28 protein-coding genes are annotated in these 25,166 nt (G+C 61.7%); 12 read left to right on the top strand and 16 right to left on the bottom strand.

The genetic code is table 11. From position 1 onward, the window contains the following. Positions 1-47: 47 nt before the first annotated feature. A complete protein-coding gene (locus AC07XZ_RS04330; RefSeq protein WP_007959291.1) occupies positions 48-962 on the bottom strand; it encodes a DUF808 domain-containing protein in 915 nt (304 codons plus the stop codon). Between the two features lie 134 nt (positions 963-1,096). Here AC07XZ_RS04330 and AC07XZ_RS04325 point away from each other — a divergent pair, with 134 nt between their 5' ends. After that, a complete protein-coding gene (locus AC07XZ_RS04325; RefSeq protein ID WP_007959290.1) occupies positions 1,097-1,702 on the top strand; it encodes a TetR/AcrR family transcriptional regulator in 606 nt (201 codons plus the stop codon). Positions 1,703-1,773: 71 nt separating this feature from the next. Here the strand turns inward: AC07XZ_RS04325 and AC07XZ_RS04320 are convergent, their stop codons facing one another. Next, positions 1,774-2,268, bottom strand: a complete 495-nt coding sequence (locus AC07XZ_RS04320; RefSeq protein WP_102686060.1) for an REP-associated tyrosine transposase — start codon at positions 2,266-2,268, stop codon at positions 1,774-1,776. 214 nt (positions 2,269-2,482) lie between these two features. Beyond that, the gene (locus AC07XZ_RS04315; protein WP_102686059.1) at positions 2,483-2,923 is read right to left on the bottom strand and encodes a GlcG/HbpS family heme-binding protein; all 441 of its coding nucleotides are present in this window, start codon (positions 2,921-2,923) and stop codon (positions 2,483-2,485) included. 268 nt (positions 2,924-3,191) lie between these two features. Between AC07XZ_RS04315 and gcl the strand changes: the two genes are divergently transcribed. The 8 genes from gcl (at position 3,192) to AC07XZ_RS04275 (ending at position 12,629) form a co-directional block, all read left to right on the top strand. Beyond that, entirely contained in the window at positions 3,192-4,967 is a 1,776-nt protein-coding gene (gene gcl, locus AC07XZ_RS04310) for a glyoxylate carboligase (RefSeq protein WP_085747087.1), read from the top strand. Between the two features lie 88 nt (positions 4,968-5,055). Beyond that, positions 5,056-5,838 carry a hydroxypyruvate isomerase gene (gene hyi / locus AC07XZ_RS04305; RefSeq protein ID WP_096822135.1) on the top strand — a complete coding sequence of 261 codons (783 nt, stop codon included), beginning with the start codon at positions 5,056-5,058 and terminating at the stop codon, positions 5,836-5,838. A gap of 42 nt (positions 5,839-5,880) precedes the next feature. Beyond that, positions 5,881-6,774 (top strand): 2-hydroxy-3-oxopropionate reductase, encoded by an 894-nt coding sequence (locus AC07XZ_RS04300; RefSeq protein ID WP_102686058.1) that lies wholly within the window; start codon positions 5,881-5,883, stop codon positions 6,772-6,774. A 159-nt stretch (positions 6,775-6,933) separates the two neighbouring features. Then, positions 6,934-8,208: a glycerate kinase type-2 family protein gene (locus AC07XZ_RS04295; RefSeq protein WP_085605834.1), complete on the top strand. Its 1,275-nt coding sequence runs from the start codon at positions 6,934-6,936 to the stop codon at positions 8,206-8,208. Further along, complete coding sequence (gene pyk / locus AC07XZ_RS04290) at positions 8,205-9,620, top strand: pyruvate kinase (protein WP_085710519.1); 1,416 nt, start codon at positions 8,205-8,207, stop codon at positions 9,618-9,620. Before AC07XZ_RS04295 ends, pyk begins: the two co-directional genes overlap by 4 nt. A 145-nt stretch (positions 9,621-9,765) precedes the next feature. Beyond that, complete coding sequence (locus AC07XZ_RS04285) at positions 9,766-10,680, top strand: urea transporter (protein WP_085747091.1); 915 nt, start codon at positions 9,766-9,768, stop codon at positions 10,678-10,680. Positions 10,681-10,701: 21 nt separating this feature from the next. Continuing rightward, positions 10,702-11,526, top strand: coding sequence for an ion transporter (locus tag AC07XZ_RS04280; RefSeq protein WP_085747092.1), 825 nt, complete (start codon positions 10,702-10,704; stop codon positions 11,524-11,526). 104 nt (positions 11,527-11,630) lie between these two features. Next, positions 11,631-12,629, top strand: coding sequence for a sulfate ABC transporter substrate-binding protein (locus AC07XZ_RS04275; protein ID WP_085747093.1), 999 nt, complete (start codon positions 11,631-11,633; stop codon positions 12,627-12,629). Between the two features lie 55 nt (positions 12,630-12,684). Here AC07XZ_RS04275 and AC07XZ_RS04270 read toward each other — a convergent pair whose 3' ends face one another. After that, positions 12,685-13,305, bottom strand: a complete 621-nt coding sequence (locus tag AC07XZ_RS04270; RefSeq protein WP_102686057.1) for a DUF5666 domain-containing protein — start codon at positions 13,303-13,305, stop codon at positions 12,685-12,687. A 241-nt stretch (positions 13,306-13,546) separates the two neighbouring features. Between AC07XZ_RS04270 and AC07XZ_RS04265 the strand changes: the two genes are divergently transcribed. After that, positions 13,547-14,734 carry an MFS transporter gene (locus tag AC07XZ_RS04265; protein WP_085666699.1) on the top strand — a complete coding sequence of 396 codons (1,188 nt, stop codon included), beginning with the start codon at positions 13,547-13,549 and terminating at the stop codon, positions 14,732-14,734. A gap of 46 nt (positions 14,735-14,780) precedes the next feature. Here AC07XZ_RS04265 and AC07XZ_RS04260 read toward each other — a convergent pair whose 3' ends face one another. From AC07XZ_RS04260 to ccmA, 12 genes are all read right to left on the bottom strand, one after another. After that, entirely contained in the window at positions 14,781-15,185 is a 405-nt protein-coding gene (locus AC07XZ_RS04260; RefSeq protein ID WP_011333093.1) for a type II toxin-antitoxin system HicB family antitoxin, read from the bottom strand. Beyond that, positions 15,185-15,397 carry a type II toxin-antitoxin system HicA family toxin gene (locus tag AC07XZ_RS04255; protein ID WP_085611511.1) on the bottom strand — a complete coding sequence of 71 codons (213 nt, stop codon included), beginning with the start codon at positions 15,395-15,397 and terminating at the stop codon, positions 15,185-15,187. Before AC07XZ_RS04255 ends, AC07XZ_RS04260 begins: the two co-directional genes overlap by 1 nt. 236 nt (positions 15,398-15,633) lie before the next feature. Further along, the gene (locus tag AC07XZ_RS04250; protein WP_085605822.1) at positions 15,634-16,041 is read right to left on the bottom strand and encodes a hypothetical protein; all 408 of its coding nucleotides are present in this window, start codon (positions 16,039-16,041) and stop codon (positions 15,634-15,636) included. A 25-nt stretch (positions 16,042-16,066) separates the two neighbouring features. Then, positions 16,067-17,269, bottom strand: a complete 1,203-nt coding sequence (ccmI, locus tag AC07XZ_RS04245; protein ID WP_102686056.1) for a c-type cytochrome biogenesis protein CcmI — start codon at positions 17,267-17,269, stop codon at positions 16,067-16,069. Further along, positions 17,266-17,736 (bottom strand): cytochrome c-type biogenesis protein, encoded by a 471-nt coding sequence (locus AC07XZ_RS04240; protein WP_011333089.1) that lies wholly within the window; start codon positions 17,734-17,736, stop codon positions 17,266-17,268. Before AC07XZ_RS04240 ends, ccmI begins: the two co-directional genes overlap by 4 nt. Beyond that, positions 17,733-18,269, bottom strand: coding sequence for a DsbE family thiol:disulfide interchange protein (locus AC07XZ_RS04235; protein ID WP_007959246.1), 537 nt, complete (start codon positions 18,267-18,269; stop codon positions 17,733-17,735). Before AC07XZ_RS04235 ends, AC07XZ_RS04240 begins: the two co-directional genes overlap by 4 nt. Beyond that, a complete protein-coding gene (locus AC07XZ_RS04230) occupies positions 18,266-20,254 on the bottom strand; it encodes a heme lyase CcmF/NrfE family subunit (protein ID WP_085611515.1) in 1,989 nt (662 codons plus the stop codon). Before AC07XZ_RS04230 ends, AC07XZ_RS04235 begins: the two co-directional genes overlap by 4 nt. 3 nt (positions 20,255-20,257) lie before the next feature. Beyond that, positions 20,258-20,713, bottom strand: a complete 456-nt coding sequence (gene ccmE, locus AC07XZ_RS04225; protein ID WP_011333086.1) for a cytochrome c maturation protein CcmE — start codon at positions 20,711-20,713, stop codon at positions 20,258-20,260. Beyond that, on the bottom strand, positions 20,710-20,886 hold the full coding sequence (gene ccmD, locus AC07XZ_RS04220; RefSeq protein WP_011333085.1) for a heme exporter protein CcmD: 177 nt from the start codon (positions 20,884-20,886) through the stop codon (positions 20,710-20,712). The genes ccmE and ccmD overlap by 4 nt, the downstream gene beginning before the upstream one ends. Beyond that, the gene (locus AC07XZ_RS04215) at positions 20,883-21,638 is read right to left on the bottom strand and encodes a heme ABC transporter permease (RefSeq protein ID WP_102686055.1); all 756 of its coding nucleotides are present in this window, start codon (positions 21,636-21,638) and stop codon (positions 20,883-20,885) included. Before AC07XZ_RS04215 ends, ccmD begins: the two co-directional genes overlap by 4 nt. A 78-nt stretch (positions 21,639-21,716) precedes the next feature. Beyond that, on the bottom strand, positions 21,717-22,385 hold the full coding sequence (ccmB, locus tag AC07XZ_RS04210) for a heme exporter protein CcmB (RefSeq protein WP_011333083.1): 669 nt from the start codon (positions 22,383-22,385) through the stop codon (positions 21,717-21,719). Further along, positions 22,382-23,017: a cytochrome c biogenesis heme-transporting ATPase CcmA gene (gene ccmA, locus AC07XZ_RS04205; protein WP_102686054.1), complete on the bottom strand. Its 636-nt coding sequence runs from the start codon at positions 23,015-23,017 to the stop codon at positions 22,382-22,384. The genes ccmB and ccmA overlap by 4 nt, the downstream gene beginning before the upstream one ends. A gap of 197 nt (positions 23,018-23,214) precedes the next feature. Here ccmA and fliK point away from each other — a divergent pair, with 197 nt between their 5' ends. Both fliK and AC07XZ_RS04195 read left to right on the top strand, forming a co-directional pair. Then, positions 23,215-24,789 carry a flagellar hook-length control protein FliK gene (gene fliK / locus AC07XZ_RS04200; protein WP_102686053.1) on the top strand — a complete coding sequence of 525 codons (1,575 nt, stop codon included), beginning with the start codon at positions 23,215-23,217 and terminating at the stop codon, positions 24,787-24,789. Next, entirely contained in the window at positions 24,786-25,115 is a 330-nt protein-coding gene (locus tag AC07XZ_RS04195; RefSeq protein ID WP_085747097.1) for an EscU/YscU/HrcU family type III secretion system export apparatus switch protein, read from the top strand. The genes fliK and AC07XZ_RS04195 overlap by 4 nt, the downstream gene beginning before the upstream one ends. Positions 25,116-25,166 lie beyond the last annotated feature (51 nt).

Below are 25,166 nucleotides of genomic sequence, written 5' to 3'. Positions count from 1 at the left end.
AAGGCCATTCGATGCGAGTCGAATGGCCTTTTTGTTTGCCTCAGGATTCAACCCTTCAGCGCTTTCCAGACTTTGCCGATCACGGACACGCCCGCCAGCACCACCGCACCCGCGATGATCCCCGCCACGCCGTTCAACAGCATCGGCACCACAAACCCGGCGCCACCGGCCGCTGCGCCGACGCTTTCGATCCAGTGATGCACCACCGGCACGCCGTGGGTCAGGATGCCGCCACCGACCAGGAACATCGCTGCGGTGCCGATTACCGACAGGCTTTTCATCATGTAGGGCGCGGCGCGCAGGATGCCGTTGCCGATACTTTTGGCCATCTGGCCGGGCTTCTGAGTCAGCCACAGACCGAGGTCATCGAGTTTGACGATACCGGCCACCAGGCCGTAAACGCCCACGGTCATGACAATGGCGATGCCCGACATCACGATCACTTGCTGGGTCAGCGAAGCATCGGCCACGGTGCCGAGGGTGATGGCGATGATTTCCGCCGAGAGGATGAAGTCGGTGCGGATCGCGCCTTTGATCTTGTCCTTCTCGTACGCCACCAGATCGGTTGCCGGATCAGCCACGGCCTCGACCAGTTGCGCATGCTCGGCCTCGTCTTCGGCCTTGCTGTGCAGGAACTTGTGCGCGAGCTTTTCGAAACCCTCGAAACACAGGTAGGCGCCACCGACCATCAGCAGCGGCGTCACCAGCCACGGCACGAACGCACTGATCGCCAGCGCCGACGGCACCAGAATCAGTTTGTTGACGAACGAGCCCTTGGCCACCGCCCAAACGACGGGAATTTCCCGCTCCGCGCGTACGCCGGAGACCTGCTGGGCGTTGAGCGCCAAGTCGTCGCCGAGCACGCCGGCGGTCTTCTTGGCAGCCATTTTGGTCATCAACGCAACGTCGTCCAGAACGGTGGCGATGTCGTCGATCAGCACCAGCAAACTGCTTCCTGCCATGAATCATGTTTCCTTATGTGAATAATGCCGCGCAGCATACCGCGACTGTGGGCCACACGGGGCATTGTTGAGCGCCGCGCGAGGCCGGTGCTACCATGCGCAACCGCCAGAACAGGCAAGGAACCACCGGGTTTATGAGCACAATCCGCGAGCGCAACAAAGAACTGATCCTGCGTGCAGCCAGTGAAGAGTTTGCCGACAAGGGCTTCGCTGCGACCAAAACCAGCGACATCGCCGCCAAGGCAGGACTGCCCAAGCCCAACGTCTATTACTACTTCAAGTCCAAGGAAAACCTCTACCGCGAGGTGCTGGAAAGTATCATCGTGCCGATCCTGCAGGCCTCGACCCCGTTCAACCCGGACGGCGTACCGAGCGAAGTGCTGAGCGGCTACATCCGCTCGAAGATCCGCATCTCCCGCGACCTGCCCTTCGCCTCCAAGGTCTTCGCCAGCGAAATCATGCACGGCGCCCCGCACCTGAGCGCCGACCTGGTCGAGCAGCTCAACGGCCAGGCCAAGCACAACATCGACTGCATCCAGACCTGGATCGACCGCGGCCAGATCGCCCCGATCGACCCCAACCACCTGATGTTCAGCATCTGGGCCGCAACCCAGACCTACGCCGACTTCGACTGGCAGATCTCCGCCGTCACCGGCAAGGACAAGCTCGACGAAGCCGACTATGAAGCGGCAGCACAAACCATCATCCGGTTGGTGCTCAAGGGCTGCGAGCCGGACTGAAAGACTGCGGTGACCTAATCGCTAGCAGGCTAGCTCCCACTCTCCTGTATCCGCAAACTCTCCTGTGGGAGCTAGCCTGCTAGCGATGAAGACGACTCGATTTTGGCTTGAGCCCAAATGGCATCCCACAACGGATAGTCAGACAGCTTTTCCACCAATCCAGCCCGCAATGGGTTAGCCACGACATACCGTGCCATTTTCACCAAGTCATCTTCTTGGCGCAGAGCCTGGTCATAAAACCCCTTTTGCCAAAGATTGATTTTTCCGCCAGTGGACTGGTTCACGGCTTTGGTACTGAATGATTTAGTCCGTTGCATCAACTCACCGAGCGATCCCCTCTTCAGTTCAACGAGCCAGTGAAAGTGATCGGGCATAACAACCCAAGCCAGAGAGTTCACATGACCCTGTTTCTGCGCAAAGACAAACTGATTGGCCACTAACCTGCCCAGAGCAAAATCTCTGAAAAACGGTTTTCTCTGGCAAGTATTGGAAGTGAGCAAATAAATGCGATCAGGTTCGGCATAGCGGCCGATCCTTAGGCGGTGTGAAGCGGGTGAATTGGACATTGATGAGCCTCCTCCATGATTGCAGTCATGAAAAAAGCTAGCCCTGAAAAGGCTGGGGGGCGGTTCAGATCCTTATCAGGTTGTGTCTGCCAGGCAGCCATCGCGAGCAGGCTCGCTCCCACAGGGGCTTTAAGGTAGCCATAGAAATGTGTCTACCTGTGACCACCTGTCGCAGTAAGCCAGCCAGCAATGGCGTCAGTTCAATCGCCGCAAATCACGCAGCCCCCCCCGCATCTGCCCGCAGGTCTAGGGCCTCCACGGCCTTGATTGCGACCTGCTCATCGATGTCCGACAGATCGCCGCTGATGCCGATCGCACCCAGCACGTTTCCCGCCTGATCACGAATCAGCACACCACCCGGTGCCGGCACGACGCTGCCCTGCCCCATGCTATTGAGTGCGGCGATGAACGCCGGACGTTGTTGCGCGTCCAGCGCCAGCAGGCGTGAGCCCTTGCCCAGGGCGATGGCGCCCCAGGCTTTGCCGATGGCGATGTTCGGGCGCAGCAGGCTGGCGCCGTCTTCGCGTTGCAAGGTGACCAGATGGCCGCCGGTATCCAGTACCGCGATGGTCAGCGGCGCGGCGGAGATGGCCCGCCCTGCATTGATGGCTTCGTTGACCAGCTTGACTGCGACTTTCAAGGTTAAAGCGCTCATGGTGCCGTCCTCATTTTGTTATTGGGAAAGTCGTTGGGCTGCGCTTTTCTGCCGCAGCCCGATGCAACAAATAGAACACAATGAATTATTTTTTTGTATACAATAATTCTCTAAAAGCGCCTCATGCGACGAAAAGCCACAGCAGAACGGGCTTCCGACGAATGAAACAGGCGCTTGAGAAAATGGATTGACCTGCGCCGTCCGCCGTGAATACACTCTGCGCAAAGCCACTTGTATACAATTACAAAACGTAAAGAGGCACAAAACCATGAGCAAAATGAGAGCAATCGAAGCCGCCGTTCTGGTGATGCGCCGTGAAGGGGTTGATACCGCTTTTGGCATTCCAGGCGCTGCAATCAATCCGCTGTACTCCGCCCTGCAGAAAGTCGGTGGCATCGATCACGTCCTCGCTCGCCACGTTGAAGGCGCCTCGCACATGGCCGAGGGCTACACCCGCACCAAGGCCGGCAACATCGGCGTGTGCATCGGTACTTCCGGCCCGGCCGGTACCGACATGGTCACCGGTCTGTACAGCGCCTCCGCGGACTCGATCCCGATCCTCTGCATCACCGGGCAAGCCCCCCGCGCCCGTATGCACAAGGAAGACTTCCAGGCCGTCGACATCACCAGCATCGTCAAGCCGGTGACCAAGTGGGCGACCACCGTTCTGGAGCCGGGCCAGGTGCCTTACGCCTTCCAGAAAGCCTTCTACGAAATGCGCTCCGGCCGTCCAGGCCCGGTGCTGATCGACCTGCCGTTCGATGTGCAGATGGCTGAAATCGAATTCGACATCGACGCCTACCAGCCACTGCCGCTGGCCAAGCCGAGCGCCACACGCGTGCAAGTCGAAAAAGCCCTGGCGATGCTGGACCAGGCCGAACGTCCATTGCTGGTCGCCGGCGGCGGCATCATCAACGCCGACGCCAGCGAACTGCTGGTCGAGTTCGCCGAGCTGACCGGCATTCCAGTAATCCCGACCCTGATGGGCTGGGGCACCATTCCTGACGATCACCCGCTGATGGTCGGCATGGTCGGTCTGCAGACTTCGCACCGCTACGGCAACGCCACGATGCTGAAATCCGACGTGGTACTGGGCGTCGGCAACCGCTGGGCCAACCGTCACACCGGTTCGGTCGACGTTTACACCGAAGGCCGCAAGTTCATTCACGTCGACATTGAACCGACCCAGATCGGCCGCGTGTTCACCCCGGACCTGGGCATCGTTTCCGACGCCGCTGCCGCGCTGACCGTGTTCATCGAAGTCGCCCGTGAATGGCAAGCCGCCGGCAAACTGAAGAACCGCTCTGCCTGGCTGCAGGATTGCCAGCAGCGCAAAGCCAGCCTGCACCGCAAGACCCATTTCGACAACGTGCCGGTCAAGCCGCAGCGCGTTTACGAAGAAATGAACCAAGTGTTCGGCAAGGACACTTGCTACGTCAGCACCATCGGTCTGTCGCAGATTGCCGGCGCGCAGTTCCTGCACGTCTACAAGCCGCGTCACTGGATCAACTGCGGCCAGGCCGGCCCGTTGGGCTGGACCATTCCGGCAGCGCTGGGCGTGGTGAAGGCCGATCCGAACCGTAAAGTCGTGGCCCTGTCGGGGGACTATGACTTCCAGTTCATGATCGAAGAGCTGGCGGTCGGCGCTCAGTTCAAACTGCCGTACATCCACGTCGTGGTGAACAACTCGTACCTGGGGCTGATCCGTCAGGCCCAGAGAGGGTTCGATATGGACTACTGCGTGCAGCTGTCCTTCGATAACCTGAACGCGCCGGAACTCAACGGTTATGGTGTCGACCACGTCGCAGTCGCCGAAGGCCTGGGCTGTAAAGCGCTGCGTGTGTTCGAACCGGCTGACATCGCCCCTGCCCTGCGCAAGGCCGAAGAGCTGATCGAAGAGTTCAAGGTGCCGGTGATCGTCGAGATCATTCTGGAGCGTGTGACCAACATCTCCATGGGGACCGAGATCAACGCCGTCAACGAATTCGAAGACCTGGCGCTGGTCGGCAACGATGCGCCTACGGCGATTTCGTTGCTCGACTGAACGTAACCGGCTCCCTCTCCCTCCGGGAGAGGGGACTTGATCGCGTTCAGTCTGACCAACCGTGTCAAAACTGTTTTAGGAGACCACCATGCCGCGTTTCGCAGCCAACCTGTCCATGCTGTTCACCGAACAGGATTTCCTTGCCCGTTTCGACGCCGCCGCCAAGGCTGGCTTCAGCGGTGTCGAGTACCTGTTCCCGTACGATTTCAGCTCTGCCGAAATAAAGGCCAAACTCGACGCCAACGGTCTGACCCAAGTGCTGTTCAACCTGCCGGCCGGTGACTGGGCCAAGGGCGAGCGCGGTATCGCGTGCCTGCCGGACCGGGTCGAAGAGTTCCGCGCCGGGGTCGATCTGGCCATCGCTTACGCACAGGTTCTGGGCAACACCCAGGTCAACTGCCTGGCCGGTATCCGTCCGCAGGGCGTGGACGATGCCACTGTTGAAAAGACCTTCGTCGCCAACCTCAAGTACGCCGCCGACAAGCTGCAAGCCGTCGGCATCAAACTGGTGATGGAAGCGATCAACACCCGCGACATCCCGGGCTTCTACCTGAACAACACGGCGCAGGCCCTGTCGATTCGCGAGCAGGTCGGCAGCGCCAACCTGTTCCTGCAATACGACATCTATCACATGCAAATCATGGAAGGCGATCTGGCCCGCACCCTGCAATCGCACCTGGCCGAGATCAACCATGTGCAGCTGGCCGACAACCCGGGCCGCAACGAGCCGGGCACCGGCGAGATCAACTACCGCTTCCTGTTCGAACACCTCGATCGCATCGGTTATCAGGGCTGGGTCGGCTGCGAGTACAAACCGCTGACCACCACTGAAGCGGGCCTCGGCTGGCTGAAGAGCCACAACGCGATCTGACCCCTATTTGCTTGAGCAAGACAAAAACAAGAGGATTTTCTCATGGCTAAAATCGGATTCATCGGCACCGGCATCATGGGCCACCCAATGGCGGCGAACCTGCAGAAAGCCGGTCACAGCCTGTTCCTGTCGGCGCACCACGACGCCGCCCCTGCCGACCTGGTCGCCGCTGGCGCCGTCGCTCTGGCCAACCCGCGTGACGTGGCTCAAGAAGCCGAATTCATCATCGTCATGGTGCCGGATACCCCGCAGGTCGAAGACGTGCTGTTCCGCGCCGACGGCGTCGCGGCCGGCATCGGCAAAGGCAAGGTCGTGATCGACATGAGCTCGATCTCGCCGACCGCCACCAAGGCTTTCGCTGCGAAGATCAACGAGAAAGGCGCGCAATACCTCGACGCCCCGGTGTCCGGTGGTGAAGTCGGTGCCAAGGCCGCGACCCTGAGCATCATGGTCGGTGGCGATGCCGATGCCTTCGAACGCGCACTGTCGCTGTTCCAGGCCATGGGCAAGAACATCACCCTGGTTGGTGGCAATGGCGACGGTCAGACCGCCAAGGTGGCGAACCAGATCATCGTTGCCCTGAACATTCAGGCTGTCGCCGAAGCCCTGCTGTTCGCTTCGAAAAACGGTGCCGATCCGGCCAAGGTGCGTGAAGCGCTGATGGGCGGTTTCGCCTCCTCGAAGATCCTCGAAGTGCACGGCGAGCGCATGATCAAGGGCACCTTCGATCCGGGCTTCCGCATCAGCCTGCACCAGAAGGACCTGAACCTGGCCCTGCAAGGCGCCAAGGAGCTGAACATCAACCTGCCGAACACCGCCAACGCCCAGCAAGTGTTCAGCACCTGCGCGGCCATCGGTGGCAGCAACTGGGACCACTCGGCGCTGATCAAGGGCCTGGAACACATGGCCAACTTCTCGATTCGCGACAAGAAGTAAGCCCTGCCCCAACCTGCATCAAACCTGTGGGAGCCAGCCTGCTGGCGATGAAATCGACGCGGAGTGTCTGCCAGACCTCAGCGCCTGAATCGCTAGCAGGCTAGCTCCCACAGGGTTCCGAGTTGCCCTTTCGAATAACAAGAATTCCGGGAGCCCGCCATGTCGGTCGATCCGCAACAACTGCTGCGCGAGCTGTTTGCCACAGCCATCGACGCGGCCCATCCGAACCAGGTCCTCGAAGCGCATCTGCCGGCCGATCGCACAGGTCGCGTGATCGTCATCGGCGCCGGCAAGGCTGCCGCTGCCATGGCGCAAGTGGTCGAGCGCTGCTGGGAAGGTGAAGTCTCGGGCCTTGTGGTGACCCGCTACGGTCACGGCGCCCCGTGCGAAAAAATCGAAGTGGTCGAAGCCGCGCACCCGGTGCCGGATGCTGCCGGTCTGGCCGTGGCCAAACGCGTGCTGGAACTGGTCAGCAACCTGACCGAAGACGACCGCGTGATCTTCCTGTTGTCCGGCGGCGGCTCTGCCCTGCTGGCGTTGCCGGCCGAAGGCATCACCCTGGCCGACAAACAATCGATCAACAAAGCCCTGCTCAAATCCGGCGCGACCATCGGCGAGATGAACTGCGTGCGCAAACACCTCTCGGCGATCAAGGGCGGACGTCTGGGCAAGGCCTGCTGGCCGGCGACTGTTTATACCTACGCGATTTCCGATGTACCGGGCGACCTCGCCACAGTCATCGCCTCCGGTCCGACCGTGGCCGACCCGAGCACCAGTGCCGAAGCGCTGGCGATCATCAAGCGCTACGGCATCGAGATTCCGGCCTCAGTGCGCACCTGGCTGCAAAGCCCTGAATCGGAAACCGTCAAACCCGGCGATCCGAGCCTGGCCCGCAGTCACTTCCAGTTGATCGCCCGCCCTCAGCAATCGCTGGATGCCGCGGCAGTGAAATGCCGTCAGGCCGGTTTCAGCACGCTGATCCTCGGCGACCTGGAAGGCGAATCCCGCGAAGTGGCGAAAGTCCACGCCGGCATCGCGCGCCAGATCATTCATCACGGCCAGCCGCTGGCAGCGCCGTGCGTGATTCTCTCCGGCGGTGAAACCACGGTGACCGTGCGCGGCAATGGCCGTGGCGGCCGCAACGCCGAATTCCTCCTCAGCCTCACCGACAGCCTCAAGGGCCAGCCCGGCGTTTATGCGCTGGCCGGTGACACCGACGGCATCGACGGCTCGGAAGACAACGCCGGCGCGATCATGACCCCGGACAGCTACGCCCGCGCCGCCGCCCTGGGCCTGAGCGCCAGCGACGAGCTGGATAACAACAACGGCTACGGCTACTTCGAGGCGCTCGATGCGCTGATCGTCACCGAGCCGACCCGCACCAACGTCAACGACTTCCGCGCCATCCTGATCCTCGAGAGCTCTAAATCATGACGCCTGATAAAAAGGTCAAAATCCTCGCCACCCTCGGGCCTGCCGTCGACGGCATCGAAGACATCCGCGAGCTGGTCGAGGCCGGGGTCAATATCTTCCGCCTCAACTTCAGCCACGGCGATCACGCCGACCACGCCAAGCGCTATCAGTGGATCCGCGAAGTCGAGCGCCAGCTCAACTACCCGCTCGGGATCCTGATGGACCTGCAAGGGCCGAAACTGCGGGTCGGCAAGTTCGCTGACGGCAAGGTTCAGTTGCATCGCGGTCAGGCCTTCCGCCTCGATCTGGACGCAACACCGGGCGACGAACGCCGGGTTAACCTGCCGCATCCGGAGATCATCGCCGCGCTGGAAGCCGGGATGGATCTGCTGCTCGATGACGGCAAACTGCGTCTGCGCGTCGTCACCAAATACTCCGACGCGATCGACACCACCGTGCTCAACGGCGGCGAACTGTCGGACCGCAAAGGCGTGAACGTGCCGCAAGCGGTGCTCGACCTGAGCCCGTTGACCACCAAGGATCGTCGCGACCTGAGCTTCGGTCTGGAGCTGGGTGTGGACTGGGTCGCGCTGTCGTTCGTGCAGCGCCCGCAAGACATCATCGAGGCCCGCGAACTGATCGGCGACAAGGCGTTCCTGATGGCGAAAATCGAGAAGCCGTCGGCCGTCGAGCAACTGCGCGAGATCGCCGAACTGAGCGACGCGATCATGGTGGCTCGCGGCGACCTGGGCGTGGAAGTGCCGGCCGAGAGCGTGCCGCAGATCCAGAAAAACATCATCACTACCTGCCGCCAGCTCGGCAAACCGGTGGTGGTGGCGACGCAGATGCTCGAGTCGATGCGCTTCTCGCCGGCGCCGACCCGCGCTGAAGTCACCGACGTCGCCAACGCCGTAGCCGAAGGCGCCGATGCGGTGATGCTGTCGGCCGAAACCGCATCCGGCGAGTACCCGCTGGAAGCCGTGCAGATGATGAGCAAGATCATCCGTCAGGTGGAGAACGGTCCGGACTACCAGACCCAACTCGACGTCAGCCGGCCGAAAGCCGAAGCGACCGTGTCCGATGCCATCAGCTGCGCGATTCGCCGGATCAGCAACGTGCTGCCGGTGGCGGTGCTGGTCAACTACAGCGAGTCCGGCGCATCGAGTCTGCGTGCGGCGCGGGAGCGGCCGAAAGCGCCGATCCTCAATCTGACGCCGAACCTGCAGACCGCCCGCCGGTTGAGCGTGGCGTGGGGCATTCATTCGGTGGTCAATGATCGCCTGCGTCAGGTGGATGAAGTGTGCTCGACCGCGCTGGAAATCGCTCAGGCGCAAGGAATGGCCGAGCGTGGCGATACGTTGCTGATCACCGCGGGTGTGCCGTTCGGGCAGCCGGGGTCGACTAATTCGCTGCGGATCGAAACATTGATTTAAGCAACACCTGTGTGGCGAGGGAGCGTGCTCCCGCCGCCCGGCATGACGGTTTCCACAAGAGACACCGCATTCACCGGGCACGAGCTCCCTCGCCACCGCTTCACGCAAGACCTTTTGATTTTCCTACTACCCAGATTCTCCAGACATGCCTGCCAATCATTTCAACACCCACTGCCCTGACTGGGCCGAGGCCTTGCTCAACGGCTTCAGTCAAATCTTCCTCCAGCGTCATCCGCTGTGTGGACTCCTGTGCCTTCTGGCCATTTTATTCACCGCGCCGGTGCTGTTTGCCGGCGCGCTGCTGGGCGCGGTCGCCGGTTTGCTCACCGCGCAACGGCGCAACTACGCCAAGGCGGATCGCCAGGCCGGACTGTTCAGCTACAACGGCGTGCTGGTCGGCCTGTTGCTGAGCCTGTATTTCCCCTGGTCGCCGATGCTGCCGCCGCTGATTCTGGCGGCCGGCGGACTGAGCGCGATGATCACGCAGCAGTGGCTCAAACGCGCACGCCTCACCGAATATCTGCCCGCCTACACCGCGCCGTTCGTGCTGCTGAGTTGGGTGTTCCTGTGTTTCGCCGAGCCTTCGACGCCGGCTCCGGCACTTGAGCTGAACACCGTGAACCTGCTCGGTGCCGCCCTGAAAGGCTTCGGTCAGGTGATGTTCCTCGACCATCCGTTGGCCGGTGGATTGATCGCCGCCGGTTTGCTGATCGCCGATCGCCGGGCCTTTGCCTGGGCGCTGCTGGCTTCGGTAATCGGTCTGGGTTCCAGTCTGTTGCACCACGACAGCCAGGTCGCGTTGCTGGGGTTGGGTGGCTACAACGCGGTGCTCGCCGCCCTCGCCTTCAGCGCCCAGCGCCAGCAACCGTGGCTGCCGCTGTTCGGCATCGGCCTGGCGCTGCTGCTGACGCCGCTGTTCAGTGCCTTGGGTCTGGCAACCCTCACGGCACCGTTCATTCTCGCCTGCTGGCTGCTGCGCACCGGCATTCGCCTGATGCAGCAACCGCAGATCAACGGCGCGCCTTGCGCTCACGGGGAGAATCAACCTAGGCTGCGCTGATCTTTGATTCAGGCGTGATCCATGGACAGTAACCAGCACTGGCGTGAACAGCTTTATGTCATGATTTTCCAGAGCGACACCCCCGCCGGGCGACGTTTCGACGGCATTCTGCTGCTGATCATTCTGGCCAGCCTGGTGATCGTGATGCTCGACAGCATCGACAGCGTTCACCGCAATTACGCCGATGTGCTGGCGTATATCGAGTGGGGGTTCACCATCATCTTTGCCGGCGAGTACATTCTGCGTCTGTACTGCTCGCCCAAACCGCTGCGCTATGCCTTCAGTTTTTATGGATTGGTGGATCTGCTGGCGATCGTGCCGGGCATTCTCGCGCTGTACTACAGCGATGCGCAGTACCTGCTGATTATCCGGATCATCCGGATGCTGCGAATTTTCCGCGTCCTCAAACTAAGTCCCTACCTCAAACAAGCCAACTACCTGATGTCGGCGCTGCGCGGCAGCAAGCAGAAGATCGTGGTGTTTCTGGTGAGCGTCTGCACACTCGTAACGGTGTTCGGTACGTTGATGTACGTGATCGAAGGCCCGGAACACGGATTCACCAGCATTCCCAAGGGCATCTATTGGGCTATCGTGACCCTGACCACCGTCGGCTTCGGCGACATCGTGCCGAAGACTCCATTGGGTCAGGTGATTTCGTCGCTGGTGATGATCACTGGTTACTCGATCATCGCGGTACCCACCGGAATCTTCACCGCCGAACTGGCCAATGCGATGCGTGGTGAACAGTTGCAACACGACTGCCCGGTTTGCCAGAAAAAGAGCCATGAAAGCGGCGCCGCCTTCTGTTCGCGATGCGGCAATCAGTTATTCAAGAAAATAGAATAAGCAAAGTTCTTTTTAATCTTTAAACGACTATGCGTGCCCCGCTATAGTCGCTGGCAAATGGCCTCATCTATGTAAAAACACCCCCACAGAACAAGGAATGCGCAGTGAAAAAACTCTTTGGCGCCTCACTTCTCGCCGCTGGTCTTGCCTTCGGCAGCGTGGCTCAGGCTGCACCGACCCTGCTCAACGTGTCCTACGACGTGATGCGCGATTTCTACAAGGACTACAACACTGCGTTCCAGAAACACTGGCAGGCCGAACACAACGAAAACATCACGGTGCAGATGTCTTTCGGTGGTTCGAGCAAGCAAGCCCGTTCGGTCATCGACGGCCTGCCGGCTGACGTCATCACCATGAACATGGCCACCGACATCAACGCCCTGGCCGACAACGGCCAACTGGTGCCGAAGGACTGGGTCACCCGTCTGCCGAACAACAGTGCGCCATTCACCTCCGCGACCGTATTCATCGTGCGCAAAGGCAACCCGAAAGCCCTGAAAGACTGGCCGGACCTGCTCAAGGACGGCGTGCAGGTTATCGTGCCGAACCCGAAAACCTCGGGCAACGGCCGCTACACCTACCTGTCGGCCTGGGGCTACGTGCTGAAAAACGGCGGTGACGAGAACAAGGCGAAAGACTTCGTCGGCAAGCTGTTCAAGCAGGCGCCGGTGCTGGATACCGGTGGCCGCGCCGCGACCACCACGTTCATGACCAACCAGATCGGCGACGTGCTGGTGACCTTCGAAAACGAAGCCGAAATGATCGCCCGCGAGTTCGGCCGCGACCAGTTCGAAGTCATCTACCCGAGCGTCTCCGCCGAAGCCGAGCCGCCGGTGTCGGTGGTCGACAAAGTGGTCGAGAAGAAAGGCTCCCGCGCCGCTGCCGAGGAATACCTGAAGTTCCTGTGGTCGCCGGAAGGTCAGGAAATCGCGGCCGCCAACTACCTGCGTCCACGTGACCCGGCGGTACTGGCCAAGTACACCGACCGTTTCCCGAAAGTCGACTTCCTGTCGGTCGAGAAGACCTTCGGCGACTGGCGCACCGTGCAGAAGACCCACTTCAACGATGGCGGGATCTTCGACCAGATCTACAGCGGCCAGTAAGGCTTGAGCTGACATGAAAAAGGCGACCTGCAGAGGTCGCCTTTTTTGTGGGCGGCTACATGGGCGGCTTCACGCCATCCTTGCCTGCCGAGATCGATTGCGCGGTCAGCGTGCCGTCCGCGCTCTGGGTCACGAAGGTAACGATCTTCACCCCGACCTTGAGCAGGCTGCGATCACCCGGCGTCAGGTTGACGATCGGCACGTCCTCCGGCACCAGGATCTTCTGCTGGCCGCCCTTGTAGTTGACGGTCAGCACCCGGCCGTTGCTCACCACCAGATCGCCGACGCTGCCGTTGGTCATGCTGCTGCCCTTGGCCAGGTCGAACGGCCGATGACCGTCGCCGCTGCCGGCCAGCTCTGGCGGGAACACGTGAACCTCCAGCGCCTTGAGCGTGCCATCCTCCTGGGGAATGGCGGCCGAGCCGATGTAGCTGCCGGGCTTGATGTCTTCGATATTGGCCAGGGTGACCGCGCGGACCTTGGTGTCCGGGGTCAACTGGATCACGACGTTTTCACCGCTGTTGACGTGAACCTTGAGCGAGTCGGAACTGACCCCGGTAATTTCCCCGCGCACGCCCATGCGCATGCCGGGCGCTTCGGCGGCCTGTGCGGCAGTGGCGCCGAGCAGACTGACCAGGGCAATCGTTGTGGTGTGGCGAAGCAACTGACGAAACATCGCAATCCTCCGTTGATGAACGCTGAAACCCGGTCACAACATAAGCACGCTATCGAACAAGATGTAAGTGAATGTATCATCGACGCTCAACGGTCGGACGCAAGGTTCGCCGATGAACAATGGATTGTTCGGTGCCACCTGTTCCGCAACGGAATAACTGATATCGATCAGAAGCCTCTACTGCCGGCTCGGCCCGTCCCTTAGCCTCACCGCATTCCTTTTCGCTGGATCGAGAAACCCTATGACCGCCACAACTCACGCAATGACCCGAGGCATGGTGCTGCTGTTCGCTTTCTGCTGCGGCGCCATCGTTGCCAATATCTACTACGCCCAGCCGATCATCGGCCTGATCGCGCCGGACATCGGCCTGAGCGACACCATGGCCAGTTTCATCGTGTCGCTGACCCAGATCGGGTATGCGCTGGGCCTGTTCTTCCTGGTGCCGCTGGCGGACCTGCTGGAAAACCGTCGTCTGATGATCATCACCACCGTGGTGGCGATTGCCAGCCTGCTCGGCGCGGCGTTTACCGATCAACCGAATGTGTTCCTGCTGATTTCGTTGCTGGTGGGGTTCAGCTCGGTGTCGGTGCAGGTGCTGATTCCATTGGCGGCTCATCTGGCGCCGGAAGAATCCCGTGGCCGGGTGGTCGGCGGGATCATGGGCGGTTTGCTGCTGGGGATTCTGCTGGCGCGGCCAGTGTCGAGCGTGGTCGCCGACCATCTCGGCTGGCGGGCGATGTTCATGATCGCCGCAGCCTTGATGGCAGCGATCAGCGTGGTTCTGGCGCTGACTGTGCCCAAGCGCCAACCGGATCACAGCGCGTCCTACGGCCAGTTGCTGGGTTCGTTGTGGACGCTGCTGCGCAAACAACCGGTGCTGCGTCAGCGGGCGTTTTATCAGGCCTGCATGTTCGCCACCTTCAGCCTGTTCTGGACCGCCGTGCCGCTGGAACTGGCGCGCAACCATGGCCTGTCCCAGAGTGAAATCGCGATCTTCGCCCTGGTCGGCGCCATCGGTGCCATCGCCGCGCCGATCAGCGGACGCCTGGCCGACGCCGGCCACACCCGCATCGCTTCGTTGCTGGCCATGCTGTTCGCCAGCCTGAGCTTCCTGCCCGCCTTCATCCACCCGGCCTACAGCGTGATCGGCCTGGCCGTGACCGGCGTGGTGCTCGATTTCTGCGTGCAGATGAACATGGTGCTCGGCCAGCGCGCGGTCTACTCCCTCGACGCCAAAAGCCGCGGCCGCCTCAATGCGCTGTACATGACCAGCATCTTCGTCGGCGGCGCCTTCGGCTCGTCGGTGGCCAGTGCGGTATACGAGCATGGTGGCTGGTTGTGGATCGTGATTGTCGGCAGCGCGTTCCCGCTGCTGGCGCTGGTGCGGTTTTTGAGTGCTTCGCAGAAGACCGTTCTGGCAACGGCCTAGAACCTGAAAAGCCCTGTTGGATCGCTGATCCGACAGGGCTCGAGGTTCAATGCCGGACCAGTTTTTCCATGGCGGCATCCGCCAGAAAAGAGGAGCGGCTTTTGACATTGTGTTCACGCACATAGCGGTCAATGCGCTGGATGACATAGCCCGGCAACGTCACATTGACCTTTTCGGTCTTGCCCATGTACGGCGAGATGTCCAGCTCCAGCATGCCCCAGCCCATGTCGGCAAATTCCGGATTGTTGCGATGGGTCGCCGCCGAGGTCGGCATCGGAATCGAATCACCATCCGCCGCGATCTCCTGCAGCATGATGTGGGCAATCTCGACGGCCGCGTTGTAGGCATCCTCAAACGTATCTCCGGCAGTAATCGCGCCGGGAATATCGGGGATCTGAATCCCGATGGCGGTGTTCTCGTCACCCCATTCGATGCAGATTGGGTATTGCATTACGGATCTCCTCTGTAACTGGCTGGCGGGTTGTACAACCCGGCACGCCTCCTGATGCTCTTGACCGTCCCGACCGGCAAATCCTTTTTCGGATGCGGGACGGGAATCGTGTATGGGTTGTAACGGTGCGTGAAGATGTGGTGGCTGCCGGTTATCCGGTCCAGCGTCCAGCCTGCCTCCTCCAGCTCCTTGATCAATAACCTGCTCTGCACCAACCGCCTCCTTGCTTCGGCTTAACAAAAGTAACCCTAGAGTTATCTTTACTCAAGCACAGAAATTCGCAGCACGACGTTCGGTTGTTTTGCAGCATGTGATTGATGCACTGCCCCAGCGAGCTGGCATTGGCGCTTCTCGCAAAGCAAGCTCAGGCGTTGATGACAGGATACGAGTGAGGCATTGCTCACCACCCCAGACAGCAAAACGGCGATCCTGAGATCGCCGTTTTTCATTACTCCCCGAACTGCTTGCCCAGTCCCGCCGGTACGCCGTGGATGTTGGTTTCTTCCCACGGGCCGTTGGGGCTGATCGAGCGGCTCCAGCCGTTGTTCCAGCGGTAGTAGGTGCGCTGGCGGTAGAAGGTGTTGGTCTGGTCGTCGAGCACGTACACGCCCAGTTTCTGGTCCCAGTGGCTGTTGCCGCCCGGGGGCGGGGCGAAGCTGGCGGAGGTGCGCGGGACGGGTTTGGCGGGTTTGGCCGGGATGCCCGGCTTGCTCGGCGTCGGGGTGGTCGACGGGGTCGGGCTGGGTTGTGACGGCGGGATAGGCGGCAGCCTGGTGGTCGGCTCCGGTCGTTGCACCGCACATGCGCTCAAGCCCAGGGCCAGTGTGAGGACTGTGATTCGGGCGATGGCGTTCATGGCGGTGCTTTCCTGTTGGTTCCGGCTATTTGTCCGGGCTGTCGATGGTCAGTGTCTGCGGCGCGGTGGTGCTGCTGGCCAGAGGCCCGCTGCGACCGACCCACTCACCGGCGGTCGGCTGACCGGCACGGGAGATGCGCGCAACCAGTTGGACTTCGGGGAAGTTCGACAGTTTCAATTGCGGCATCATCGCGTCGGCATCGCCCAGTTCGACGGTCACCGGCAGATCGGCGACGGTCAGGCGCTTGGCCGCCAGCGGTGCCGGCGGGCCCGAGGTGGCGCGGGCAAAAATGAACACGCTGTCGCCCGGTTGCACCTTGGCTTTGAGCTCGCTGGCCAGATCCACACGCACTTTCAACAGCGCCGCCGCTTTAGTCGCCGGTGCCTGAGCAACCTTGCCGCCGCTGGCTTGCAGTTTTTCGGTGGCGCGAGTGATGCCGCCTTGCAGGGCCTCGCGGGATTTGTCCTGCGGCGGCAGTTGCGCCAGCAGACGGTTCCAGTAGTCGATGGCTTCCTGATAACGCTCGCCTTCGAACGCGGCGATGCCCAACAGGCCGAGACTGGTGACTTCCTTCGGATCGGCTTTCAGCGCTTCGTCGGTCAGGGCCTGAACCTTGTCCGACCATTTTTTGTTGTCGGCAAAGTACTGGGCCTGCGCCCACTGGCCGAGCAGTTCCGGCTGGCGACCGGCGAGATTGACGGCACGTTCGAACATCTTCGCCGCGTCCGCCGGGCGATCCTGAGCCATGTAGGTGCGACCGAGGAAATACACGCCTTCAGCCGAATCCGGTTGTGCGGCAACTGCGCGCTCCAGACGCTGGGTCATCTCTTCCATCGACTGCGGCGCCTGGGCGAACTCGCGGGTCAGTTCAACCTTGTCGCTCGCGCCAAAATGCAGATACAGACCGAGTCCCAACACCGGCACCAGCACGGCTGCCAGCAGCGGCAACGGCTTGCCCAGACGCGAAACCCGCGCCGGCGCCGCACCTTCAGTGTCGGCAAGCAACTCACGGGCTGCTTCGGCACGGCCACTGTCCATTTGCGCAGCATCGAGGACGCCTTCGGCCTGCTGCGATTGCAGCTCGGCGACGCGTTCCTGATACAGCGCGACGTTGAGAGCGGTTCGATCCTCTTCACGCTGGGCGCGACGTTCACGCAGGACGGGGATCAGCAGGAAACTCAGGGCGACCAGAAGCAACAGCCCTGCGGCAAGCCAGAAATCAATCATTCTTGGTTTTTATCCAACAGTTGGTCGAGGCGCTGACGCTCTTCAGGGGACAGCGATTGCGGCGTCTCGGCGCGTTGCCCGCGACGGCGGCGGACGATCACCGCGATCACCACGAAGCCACCCAGCAACAGGCCGGCCGGGCCGAACCAGAGCAAAGCGGTCTTGGCATTGAGCGCCGGTTTGTAGCGGACGAAATCACCGTAGCGGTCGACCATGAAGTCGATGATCTGCTGATTATCCTTGCCCTCGCCGAGCATGCGGAAAATCTCTTTGCGCAGGTCGGCGGCAATCGGCGCGTTGGAGTCGGCAATGTCCTGGTTCTGGCACTTGGGGCAGCGCAGTTCCTTGGTCAGTTCGCGAAAACGTTCGCGATCGCCTTCTTTGGCGAACTCGTAGGTATCGATGGCGGCGTGGGCCACACCGGCCAGGCTCAAGCCCAGCACCATGGCAGCTAAAAAGCGCTTCATGGCTTGGCCTCGTCGACCAGCGCCTGATACTTGGCCGCCAGTTTTTCCCGCCAGACCTGCTCGTCGATCACCCCGACGTACTTGTCGCGGATGATGCCCTTGGCGTCGATGAAGAAGGTTTCCGGCGCACCGTAGACACCGAGGTTCAGGCCCAGGGAGCCTTCGTCGTCGCGGATGTCGAGTTGATACGGATTGTGGAATTCGGCCAGCCACTTCAACGCATCGGCGTTGGTGTCCTTGTAGTTGATGCCGTAGATCACCACGCCGCGCTCGGCGAGTTTGTTCAGCACCGGGTGCTCGACCCGGCAGGAAATGCACCAGGTGCCCCAGACGTTGACCAGTGCCGGTTTGCCGAGAATGTCGGCCTTGGTCAGGGTCTTGTCGCCCTGCACCGCCGGCAGCGAAAACTCCGGGAACGGCTTGTTGATCATCGCCGACGGCAGCTCCGCCGGATCCAGATACAGACCGCGATAAAGGAATACGGCCACCAGCAGGAAAATCGCCAATGGCACCAGCATCAACCAACGTCTCATGCAGCGGCTCCTTCCATGCCCAGCGCTTCACGCACGCGGGCTTTGACCTTCACTCGATAACGCCGATCCAGCGCCGCCAGCAGACCACCGAAACCGGTCAGCAGACCGCCGAACCAGATCCAGCGCACGAACGGCTTGACGTGAACCCGCACCGCCCAGGCGCCATCGCCCAACGGTTCGCCCAAGGCGACGTAGAGATCGCGGGTGAAACCGGCGTCGATCCCGGCCTCGGTCATCACCGAGTTCTGCACGGTGTACAGACGTTTTTCCGGGTGCAGCACGCTGACTTCCTGACCGTTGCGGATCACCCGGACGGTGCCCTTGTCGGAGGTGAAGTTCGGGCCTTCGAAGTGCTTGGCGCCTTCGAACACGAACTGATAACCGGCCAGATCCATCGACTCGCCTGGTGCCAGACGCAGGTCGCGTTCGGCACTGTTCTGGCTCGACAACACCACGCCCAGCGCACAGACGGCGATACCGAGGTGGGCGATCTGCATGCCCCAGTAACTGCGGGTCAGGGTCGGCAGGCCTTTGATCAGACCTTTGTGGCGGGTCTTGTCGAAGATGTCGCGCACGCCGGCCAGCAACACCCAGGCCGCGAGCAGGAACGTCGCGATGACGGCCCAGTTGAAATCGCCGTAAGCGACACCGGCCACCACCGCCAGGGCAACGCTGCCCAGCAGCACCGGGGTCAGCATGCTGACCAGCCATTTCACCGGGGTGTCTTTCCAGCGCACGATCACGCCGACCGCCATCACCAGCATCAACAGCGCCATCAACGGAATGAACAACGCGTTGAAGTACGGCGGGCCGACCGACAGCTTGGCGCCGCTGATCGCGTCGAGAATCAGCGGATACAGGGTGCCGAGCAGGATCATCGACGCTGCCACCACCAGCACCAGGTTATTGCCCAGCAGCAGGGTTTCCCGCGACCACAGGTTGAAGCCGACCTGGCTCTTGACCACCGGAGCGCGCAATGCGAACAGGGTCAGCGAACCACCGACCACGAACAGCAGGAAGATCAGGATGAACACGCCGCGCTCGGGATCGGAGGCAAACGCGTGCACCGAGGTCAGCACGCCGGAACGCACGAGGAAGGTGCCGAGCAGACTCAGGGAGAACGCCGCAATCGCCAGCAACACCGTCCAGCTCTTGAACACGCCGCGTTTTTCGGTGACCGCCAGCGAGTGAATCAGCGCCGTGCCCACCAGCCATGGCATGAACGAGGCGTTTTCCACCGGGTCCCAGAACCACCAGCCGCCCCAGCCGAGTTCGTAATAAGCCCACCACGAACCGAGGGTGATGCCGATGCCGAGGAAGGCCCAGGCGACGATGGTCCACGGACGCGACCAGCGTGCCCACGCGGCATCGAGACGACCGCCGAGCAACGCGGCGATGGCGAACGCGAAGGCCACCGAGAAACCGACGTAGCCCATGTACAGCATCGGCGGATGCACGATCAGACCGATGTCCTGCAGCAATGGGTTGAGGTCACGACCGTCGGCCGGGATCTGCGGCAGGATCCGCGAAAACGGGTTCGAGGTGAGGATCAGGAACAGCAGAAAACCGGTGCTGATCATGCCCATCACCGCCAGCACGCGAGCGAGCATCACTTGCGGCAGTTGCCGGGAGAACACCGACACGGCGAAGGTCCAGCCGCCAAGGATCAACGCCCACAGCAGCAGCGACCCTTCGTGGGCGCCCCACACCGCGCTGAACTTGTAGTACCACGGCAGCGCGCTGTTGGAGTTCATCGCGACGTAAGCCACGGAGAAATCGTCGGTCATGAAGGCGTAGGTCAGGCAACCGAAGGCGAACAGCAGAAATGCGAACTGCCCCCACGCCGCCGGTTGGGCGAGGCCCATCCACAGACGATCGCCGCGCCAGGCACCGAGCAACGGCACCACGGCCTGCACCAGCGCAAAACACAGCGCCAGAATCATGGCCAGATGGCCTAACTCAGGAATGAAAATGCTGGATGTCATCGATCAACCCTCCTTCGCAGGGGTTGGCGCGGATTGACCGCTGTCCTTCAGGGCTTTGGTCACTTCAGGCGGCATGTATTTCTCGTCGTGCTTGGCCAGCACTTCATCGGCGACTACCACGCCATCGGCGTTGAGCTTGCCGAGCGCGACGATGCCCTGCCCTTCGCGGAACAGATCCGGCAGGATTCCACGGTAGGTGATGGTCACGGACTTGTTGAAGTCAGTGACCACGAATTTCACGTCCAGCGAATCCGTGGAGCGTTGCAGCGAGCCCTTCTCGACCATGCCGCCGGCGCGGATGCGGGTGTCCTGCGGCGCTTCGCCGTTGGCGATCTGGGTCGGGGTGTAAAACAGGTTTATGTTCTGCTGCAGGGCGCTCAGGGCCAGGCCGACGGCAGCGCCGACCCCGACCAGAATTGCCAGGATGATGATCAGACGCTTTTTACGCAGCGGATTCACTTGCCGTTCTCCCGGCGCAGACGACGCGCCTCTTGTTGCAGATAACGCTTGCGGGCCGCGATCGGCGCCGCCACGTTGAGGATCAGTACCGCCAGACAGATGCCGTAGGCCGACCAGACATACAGGCCGTGATGGCCCATGGCGAGGAAGTCGCCGAATGACGCGAAACTCATCGAGCGGCCTCCAGGCTGTTCTGCACTTCTTCTTTCACCCAACTGGCGCGGGCTTCGCGCTTGAGCACTTCAAGGCGCATGCGCAGCAACAGCACGGCGCCGAAGAAACAGTAGAAACCCAGCACCGTCAGCAGCAGCGGTAGCCACATCTCGACGGGCATCGCCGGTTTTTCGGTGAGGGTGAAGGTCGCGCCCTGGTGCAGGGTGTTCCACCACTCCACCGAGTATTTGATGATCGGAATGTTGATCACGCCGACGATGGCCAGCACCGCGCAGGCCTTGGCGGCGCTGTCGCGGTTGCTGATGGCGTTGCCCAGCGCGATCACGCCGAAATACAGGAACAGCAGAATCAGCATCGAGGTCAGACGCGCGTCCCAGACCCACCACGAACCCCAGGTCGGTTTGCCCCAGATCGCCCCGGTGACCAGCGCCACGGCGGTCATCCACGCACCGATCGGTGCGGCGCACTGCAGGGCGACATCGGCCAGTTTCATCTTCCACACCAGCCCGACCACCCCGCACACCGCCAGCATCACGTAGATCGACTGAGCGAGCATCGCGGCGGGCACGTGGATATAGATGATGCGAAAGCTGTTGCCTTGCTGATAGTCCGGCGGCGCGAAGGCCAGGCCCCAGATGACGCCAACGCAGATCAGCAACAACGCGGCGAGGCTCAACCACGGCAGCAACTTGCTGCTGATGCCGTAGAACCACTTGGGCGAGCCGAGCTTGTGAAACCAGGTCCAGTTCATACTGTTTCCATCACGGGTGCCGCTCATCGGTGTGAGCAGTCTCAGGGTCTTTGCTGGTTAAATTTTAACCAGACCTCATTATTCGCCGACGCTGATCTTCAGGCCAGCCGCTATTGCAAAAGGTGTCAGGGTTATCGCCAGGGCGGTCAGGCTGCCAAGCCACAACAGATAACCAAGCGCCGGCATGCCCTGCAATGCCGCCTGCAAGGCGCCACTGCCGAGGATCAACACCGGGATGTACAACGGCAGAATCAGCAGCGCCAGCAACAGGCCACCGCGTTTCAGACCGACCGTCAGCGCCGCGCCCACCGCGCCGAGCAAGCTCAGCACCGGTGTTCCCAGCAGCAACGAAAGCAGCAAAACCGGCAGACACGCAGCCGGCAACCCGAGCATCAACGCCAGTAACGGCGAGAGCAAAACCAGTGCCAGCCCGGAAAAAAGCCAGTGTGCCAGCACCTTGGCCAATACCAGAAGTGGCAGGGGGTGCGGCGAAAGGACCCACTGTTCAAGGGAGCCATCTTCGAAATCACTGCGAAAAAGCCCGTCCAGCGAGAGCAGGACCGACAAAAGTGCCGCCACCCAGACTAACCCCGGGGACAAGTTTTGCAATACTTGAGTTTCCGGTCCGACGGCCAGCGGGAACAGCGCGATGACGATGGCGAAGAAAATCAGCGGATTGGCCAGCTCCGCCGGGCGGCGGAACAGCAGTCGGGATTCACGGGCAACCAGCAGGCCGAACACACTCATACCGACCAATTCCCCAGATCGATGTCGCGATAACCGGCCGGCATCCGGCTCAGCGTATGGTGCGTGGTGAGCACCACCAGCCCTCCCCGTTCGCAGTGCCCGGCCAGGTGTTCTTCAAGCTGTGCCACGCCCTGTTTGTCGAGGGCGGTGAACGGTTCGTCGAGAATCCACAACGGCGGGCTGTCCAGATACAACCGCGCCAATGCCACGCGGCGCTGCTGGCCGGCGGACAGACTGTGGCAGGGAACATCCTCGAAACCGCGCAATCCAACCGCCGCCAGGGCCTGCCAGATCGCGTCGCGTTCGGCGGGTTGATGCAGGGCGCAGAGCCAGGCGAGGTTTTCTTCCGGCGTGAGCAGATCCTTGATCCCGGCGGCATGGCCGATCCACAGCAGGTTGCGCGCCAGCTCGCTGCGTTGCTCGCCCAGCGGCTTGCCGTTGAGCAGTACCTGACCGTCGGTCGGCTGCATCAAACCGGCCAGCAAACGCAGCAGGCTGGTCTTGCCGCTGCCGTTGGGGCCGCTGATCTGCACCATATCGCCACTGGCCAGTCTCAATTCGAGATTGTCGAAGAGCAGTCTGAGATCACGTTCACACGCGAGGGCAACGGTTTGCAGGACAGGACTGGTCAAGGGTTCACGGGCCTTATACGGTTCAAGTCGGCTCTGGCGCGGCCGTTAAAGAGTTGCAGCATAGATGCATTGACGGCTCGATCTAGAGAGCTGCGTCAAACAATTGCAATGTTTTCGCCACTCCTGGAACGACGGGCGGCATTATACATGTCGCCATCCTCTCTCCAGAGTGCATTTTCCTCAGGTTGTGTCCGCGTATGACAGGCGAAATGAACATCCTCCCGCTCCCGCCCACCACCCCGGCGACCGTTCGCCCGCAGGTGGGTGAGTTGCTGAAGTTGCTGACGCCGGTCGACGGGCTGATTGCCGCCGGCCAGAGCGCCAAGGCCGAGGTGTTGTCGCTCAAGCAGGCGGATCAGACCTTTCAATTGCTGCTCAAGGTGACACTGGACAGCGGCCGTCAGACCACCGTGCAGGCGACCAGCAATCTGCCGCTGCCTCAAGGCACCAGTCTGGCGATCACCCAACCGTCGGCGGGCAATCTGGCGATCACCGTGCAACAGGCCATCGCCAGCAGCGTTGCCACCCTCACCCGCATCGACACCGCGCAACTGCCGGTGGGCACGCTGCTGCAAGGCAAGGTGCTCACGGCTCAGGTCTTGCCGCAGGTGCCAGGGCAACCGACGGTGTATCGCTCGATGGTCAGCCTGCTCAACACCGCGTTGAGCGGCACCACCCTGAGCATCGACAGCCCGCAACCGTTGCGTATCGGCACCTTGCTGTCGGCGCTGGTGCAGGACTCGCAGACCCTGAAGTTCCTGCCGCTGAGCAATCGCCAGGAACAACTGGCGGTCAGCCAGCAACTGGTCAGTCAGCAAAGCCGTCAGGGCTCGCTCGACGGCTTGCTGAAAATGCTCCAGAGCCTGCCCCCCGCCACCGATCAGACCTCCCAGGATTTGCGTGCCGCCGTGGACAAACTGCTCGCCAACCTGCCGGACGTGCAGCAACTGAGCACCCCAAAAGGTCTGGCCCAGGCGCTGGCCAACAGCGGCGTGTTCCTCGAAACCAAACTGCTGACCGGACAGAACCCGACGCTGGTCCCGGACATGAAAGCCGATCTGCTCAAGCTGATCGCCCAACTCACACCCGGCCTGCCCGGCAACACCAACCTGAACGCAATTATCGCCGCCAACACCCTGGCCCAGGCGCTGCCGAGTTTCGTGCGCAACGCCCTCGGCATGCTCGGCCAGGTCAGCGCGAAACCGGTGCCGAGCAGTTTTCCGCTGCCCGACCGGCTGCTGCAAAGTCTGGAAGGTGAAGGCGATCTGGAACATTTGCTGCGCCTCGCCGCAGCCGCCGTGTCGCGCTTGCAAAGCCATCAGCTGTCGAGTCTGGAACAGACCGGCGTCACCGACGACGGCCGCCTGCTGAGCACCTGGCAACTGGAAATCCCGATGCGCAACCTGCAGGACATCGTGCCGTTGCAGGTCAAGTTCCAGCGCGAAGAAGCACCGGAGAAACAGGAAGCGAACGAGCAGCGCCGCGATGAGCGCGAGCCGAAACAACAACTGTGGCGCGTCGATCTGGCGTTCGACATGGAACCGCTGGGGCCGATGCAGATTCAGGCGCAATTGATCAGCGGCAGCCTGTCCAGTCAGCTATGGGCCGAGCGGCCGTACACCGCGAGCCTGATCGAAAGCAATCTGACTGCACTGCGCCAGCGCCTGCTGGATTCCGGGCTGAACGTCGGCGACATCGACTGCCACCTCGGCACCCCGCCGCAAGGCATCCAAACCCGCCTCGAACACCGCTGGGTCGACGAAACCGCATGAATGACACCACCGCTCCACGCCAGGCCATCGCCCTCAAATACGACGGCAGCCACGCCCCGACCCTCACCGCCAAGGGCGACGAAGCACTGGCCGAAGAAATCCTGCGGATCGCCCGCGACTGTGAAGTGCCGATCTACGAAAACGCCGAACTGGTGAAGTTGCTGGCGCGGATGGAACTGGGCGACAGCATCCCCGAAGAGCTGTACCGCACGATCGCCGAGATCATCGCGTTCGCCTGGAACCTCAAGGGCAAGTTCCCGGCGGGACACAACCCGGATGCACCGATGGTCGAGAAAGACGTCACCGAACGCGGCGACGATTACTGAAGGCAAAAAAAACGCAGTCATCGATGACTGCGTTTTTTCGTTCCCACCTGA

This window comes from Pseudomonas sp. GW458-11-26-14-LB4 (assembly GCF_059423925.1).
This window is presented reverse-complemented; position numbering and strand designations above follow the sequence as displayed.

Coding starts and splice junctions, on each gene's coding strand:
- AC07XZ_RS04330 (WP_007959291.1), bottom strand. CDS start 962: ATGGCAGGAAGCAGTTTGCTGGTGCTGATCGACGACATCGCCACCGTT.
- AC07XZ_RS04325 (WP_007959290.1), top strand. CDS start 1,097: ATGAGCACAATCCGCGAGCGCAACAAAGAACTGATCCTGCGTGCAGCC.
- AC07XZ_RS04320 (WP_102686060.1), bottom strand. CDS start 2,268: ATGTCCAATTCACCCGCTTCACACCGCCTAAGGATCGGCCGCTATGCC.
- AC07XZ_RS04315 (WP_102686059.1), bottom strand. CDS start 2,923: ATGAGCGCTTTAACCTTGAAAGTCGCAGTCAAGCTGGTCAACGAAGCC.
- gcl (WP_085747087.1), top strand. CDS start 3,192: ATGAGCAAAATGAGAGCAATCGAAGCCGCCGTTCTGGTGATGCGCCGT.
- hyi (WP_096822135.1), top strand. CDS start 5,056: ATGCCGCGTTTCGCAGCCAACCTGTCCATGCTGTTCACCGAACAGGAT.
- AC07XZ_RS04300 (WP_102686058.1), top strand. CDS start 5,881: ATGGCTAAAATCGGATTCATCGGCACCGGCATCATGGGCCACCCAATG.
- AC07XZ_RS04295 (WP_085605834.1), top strand. CDS start 6,934: ATGTCGGTCGATCCGCAACAACTGCTGCGCGAGCTGTTTGCCACAGCC.
- pyk (WP_085710519.1), top strand. CDS start 8,205: ATGACGCCTGATAAAAAGGTCAAAATCCTCGCCACCCTCGGGCCTGCC.
- AC07XZ_RS04285 (WP_085747091.1), top strand. CDS start 9,766: ATGCCTGCCAATCATTTCAACACCCACTGCCCTGACTGGGCCGAGGCC.
- AC07XZ_RS04280 (WP_085747092.1), top strand. CDS start 10,702: ATGGACAGTAACCAGCACTGGCGTGAACAGCTTTATGTCATGATTTTC.
- AC07XZ_RS04270 (WP_102686057.1), bottom strand. CDS start 13,305: ATGTTTCGTCAGTTGCTTCGCCACACCACAACGATTGCCCTGGTCAGT.
- AC07XZ_RS04265 (WP_085666699.1), top strand. CDS start 13,547: ATGACCGCCACAACTCACGCAATGACCCGAGGCATGGTGCTGCTGTTC.
- AC07XZ_RS04260 (WP_011333093.1), bottom strand. CDS start 15,185: ATGCAATACCCAATCTGCATCGAATGGGGTGACGAGAACACCGCCATC.
- AC07XZ_RS04250 (WP_085605822.1), bottom strand. CDS start 16,041: ATGAACGCCATCGCCCGAATCACAGTCCTCACACTGGCCCTGGGCTTG.
- ccmI (WP_102686056.1), bottom strand. CDS start 17,269: ATGATTGATTTCTGGCTTGCCGCAGGGCTGTTGCTTCTGGTCGCCCTG.
- AC07XZ_RS04240 (WP_011333089.1), bottom strand. CDS start 17,736: ATGAAGCGCTTTTTAGCTGCCATGGTGCTGGGCTTGAGCCTGGCCGGT.
- AC07XZ_RS04235 (WP_007959246.1), bottom strand. CDS start 18,269: ATGAGACGTTGGTTGATGCTGGTGCCATTGGCGATTTTCCTGCTGGTG.
- AC07XZ_RS04230 (WP_085611515.1), bottom strand. CDS start 20,254: ATGACATCCAGCATTTTCATTCCTGAGTTAGGCCATCTGGCCATGATT.
- ccmD (WP_011333085.1), bottom strand. CDS start 20,886: ATGAGTTTCGCGTCATTCGGCGACTTCCTCGCCATGGGCCATCACGGC.
- AC07XZ_RS04215 (WP_102686055.1), bottom strand. CDS start 21,638: ATGAACTGGACCTGGTTTCACAAGCTCGGCTCGCCCAAGTGGTTCTAC.
- ccmB (WP_011333083.1), bottom strand. CDS start 22,385: ATGAGTGTGTTCGGCCTGCTGGTTGCCCGTGAATCCCGACTGCTGTTC.
- fliK (WP_102686053.1), top strand. CDS start 23,215: ATGACAGGCGAAATGAACATCCTCCCGCTCCCGCCCACCACCCCGGCG.
- AC07XZ_RS04195 (WP_085747097.1), top strand. CDS start 24,786: ATGAATGACACCACCGCTCCACGCCAGGCCATCGCCCTCAAATACGAC.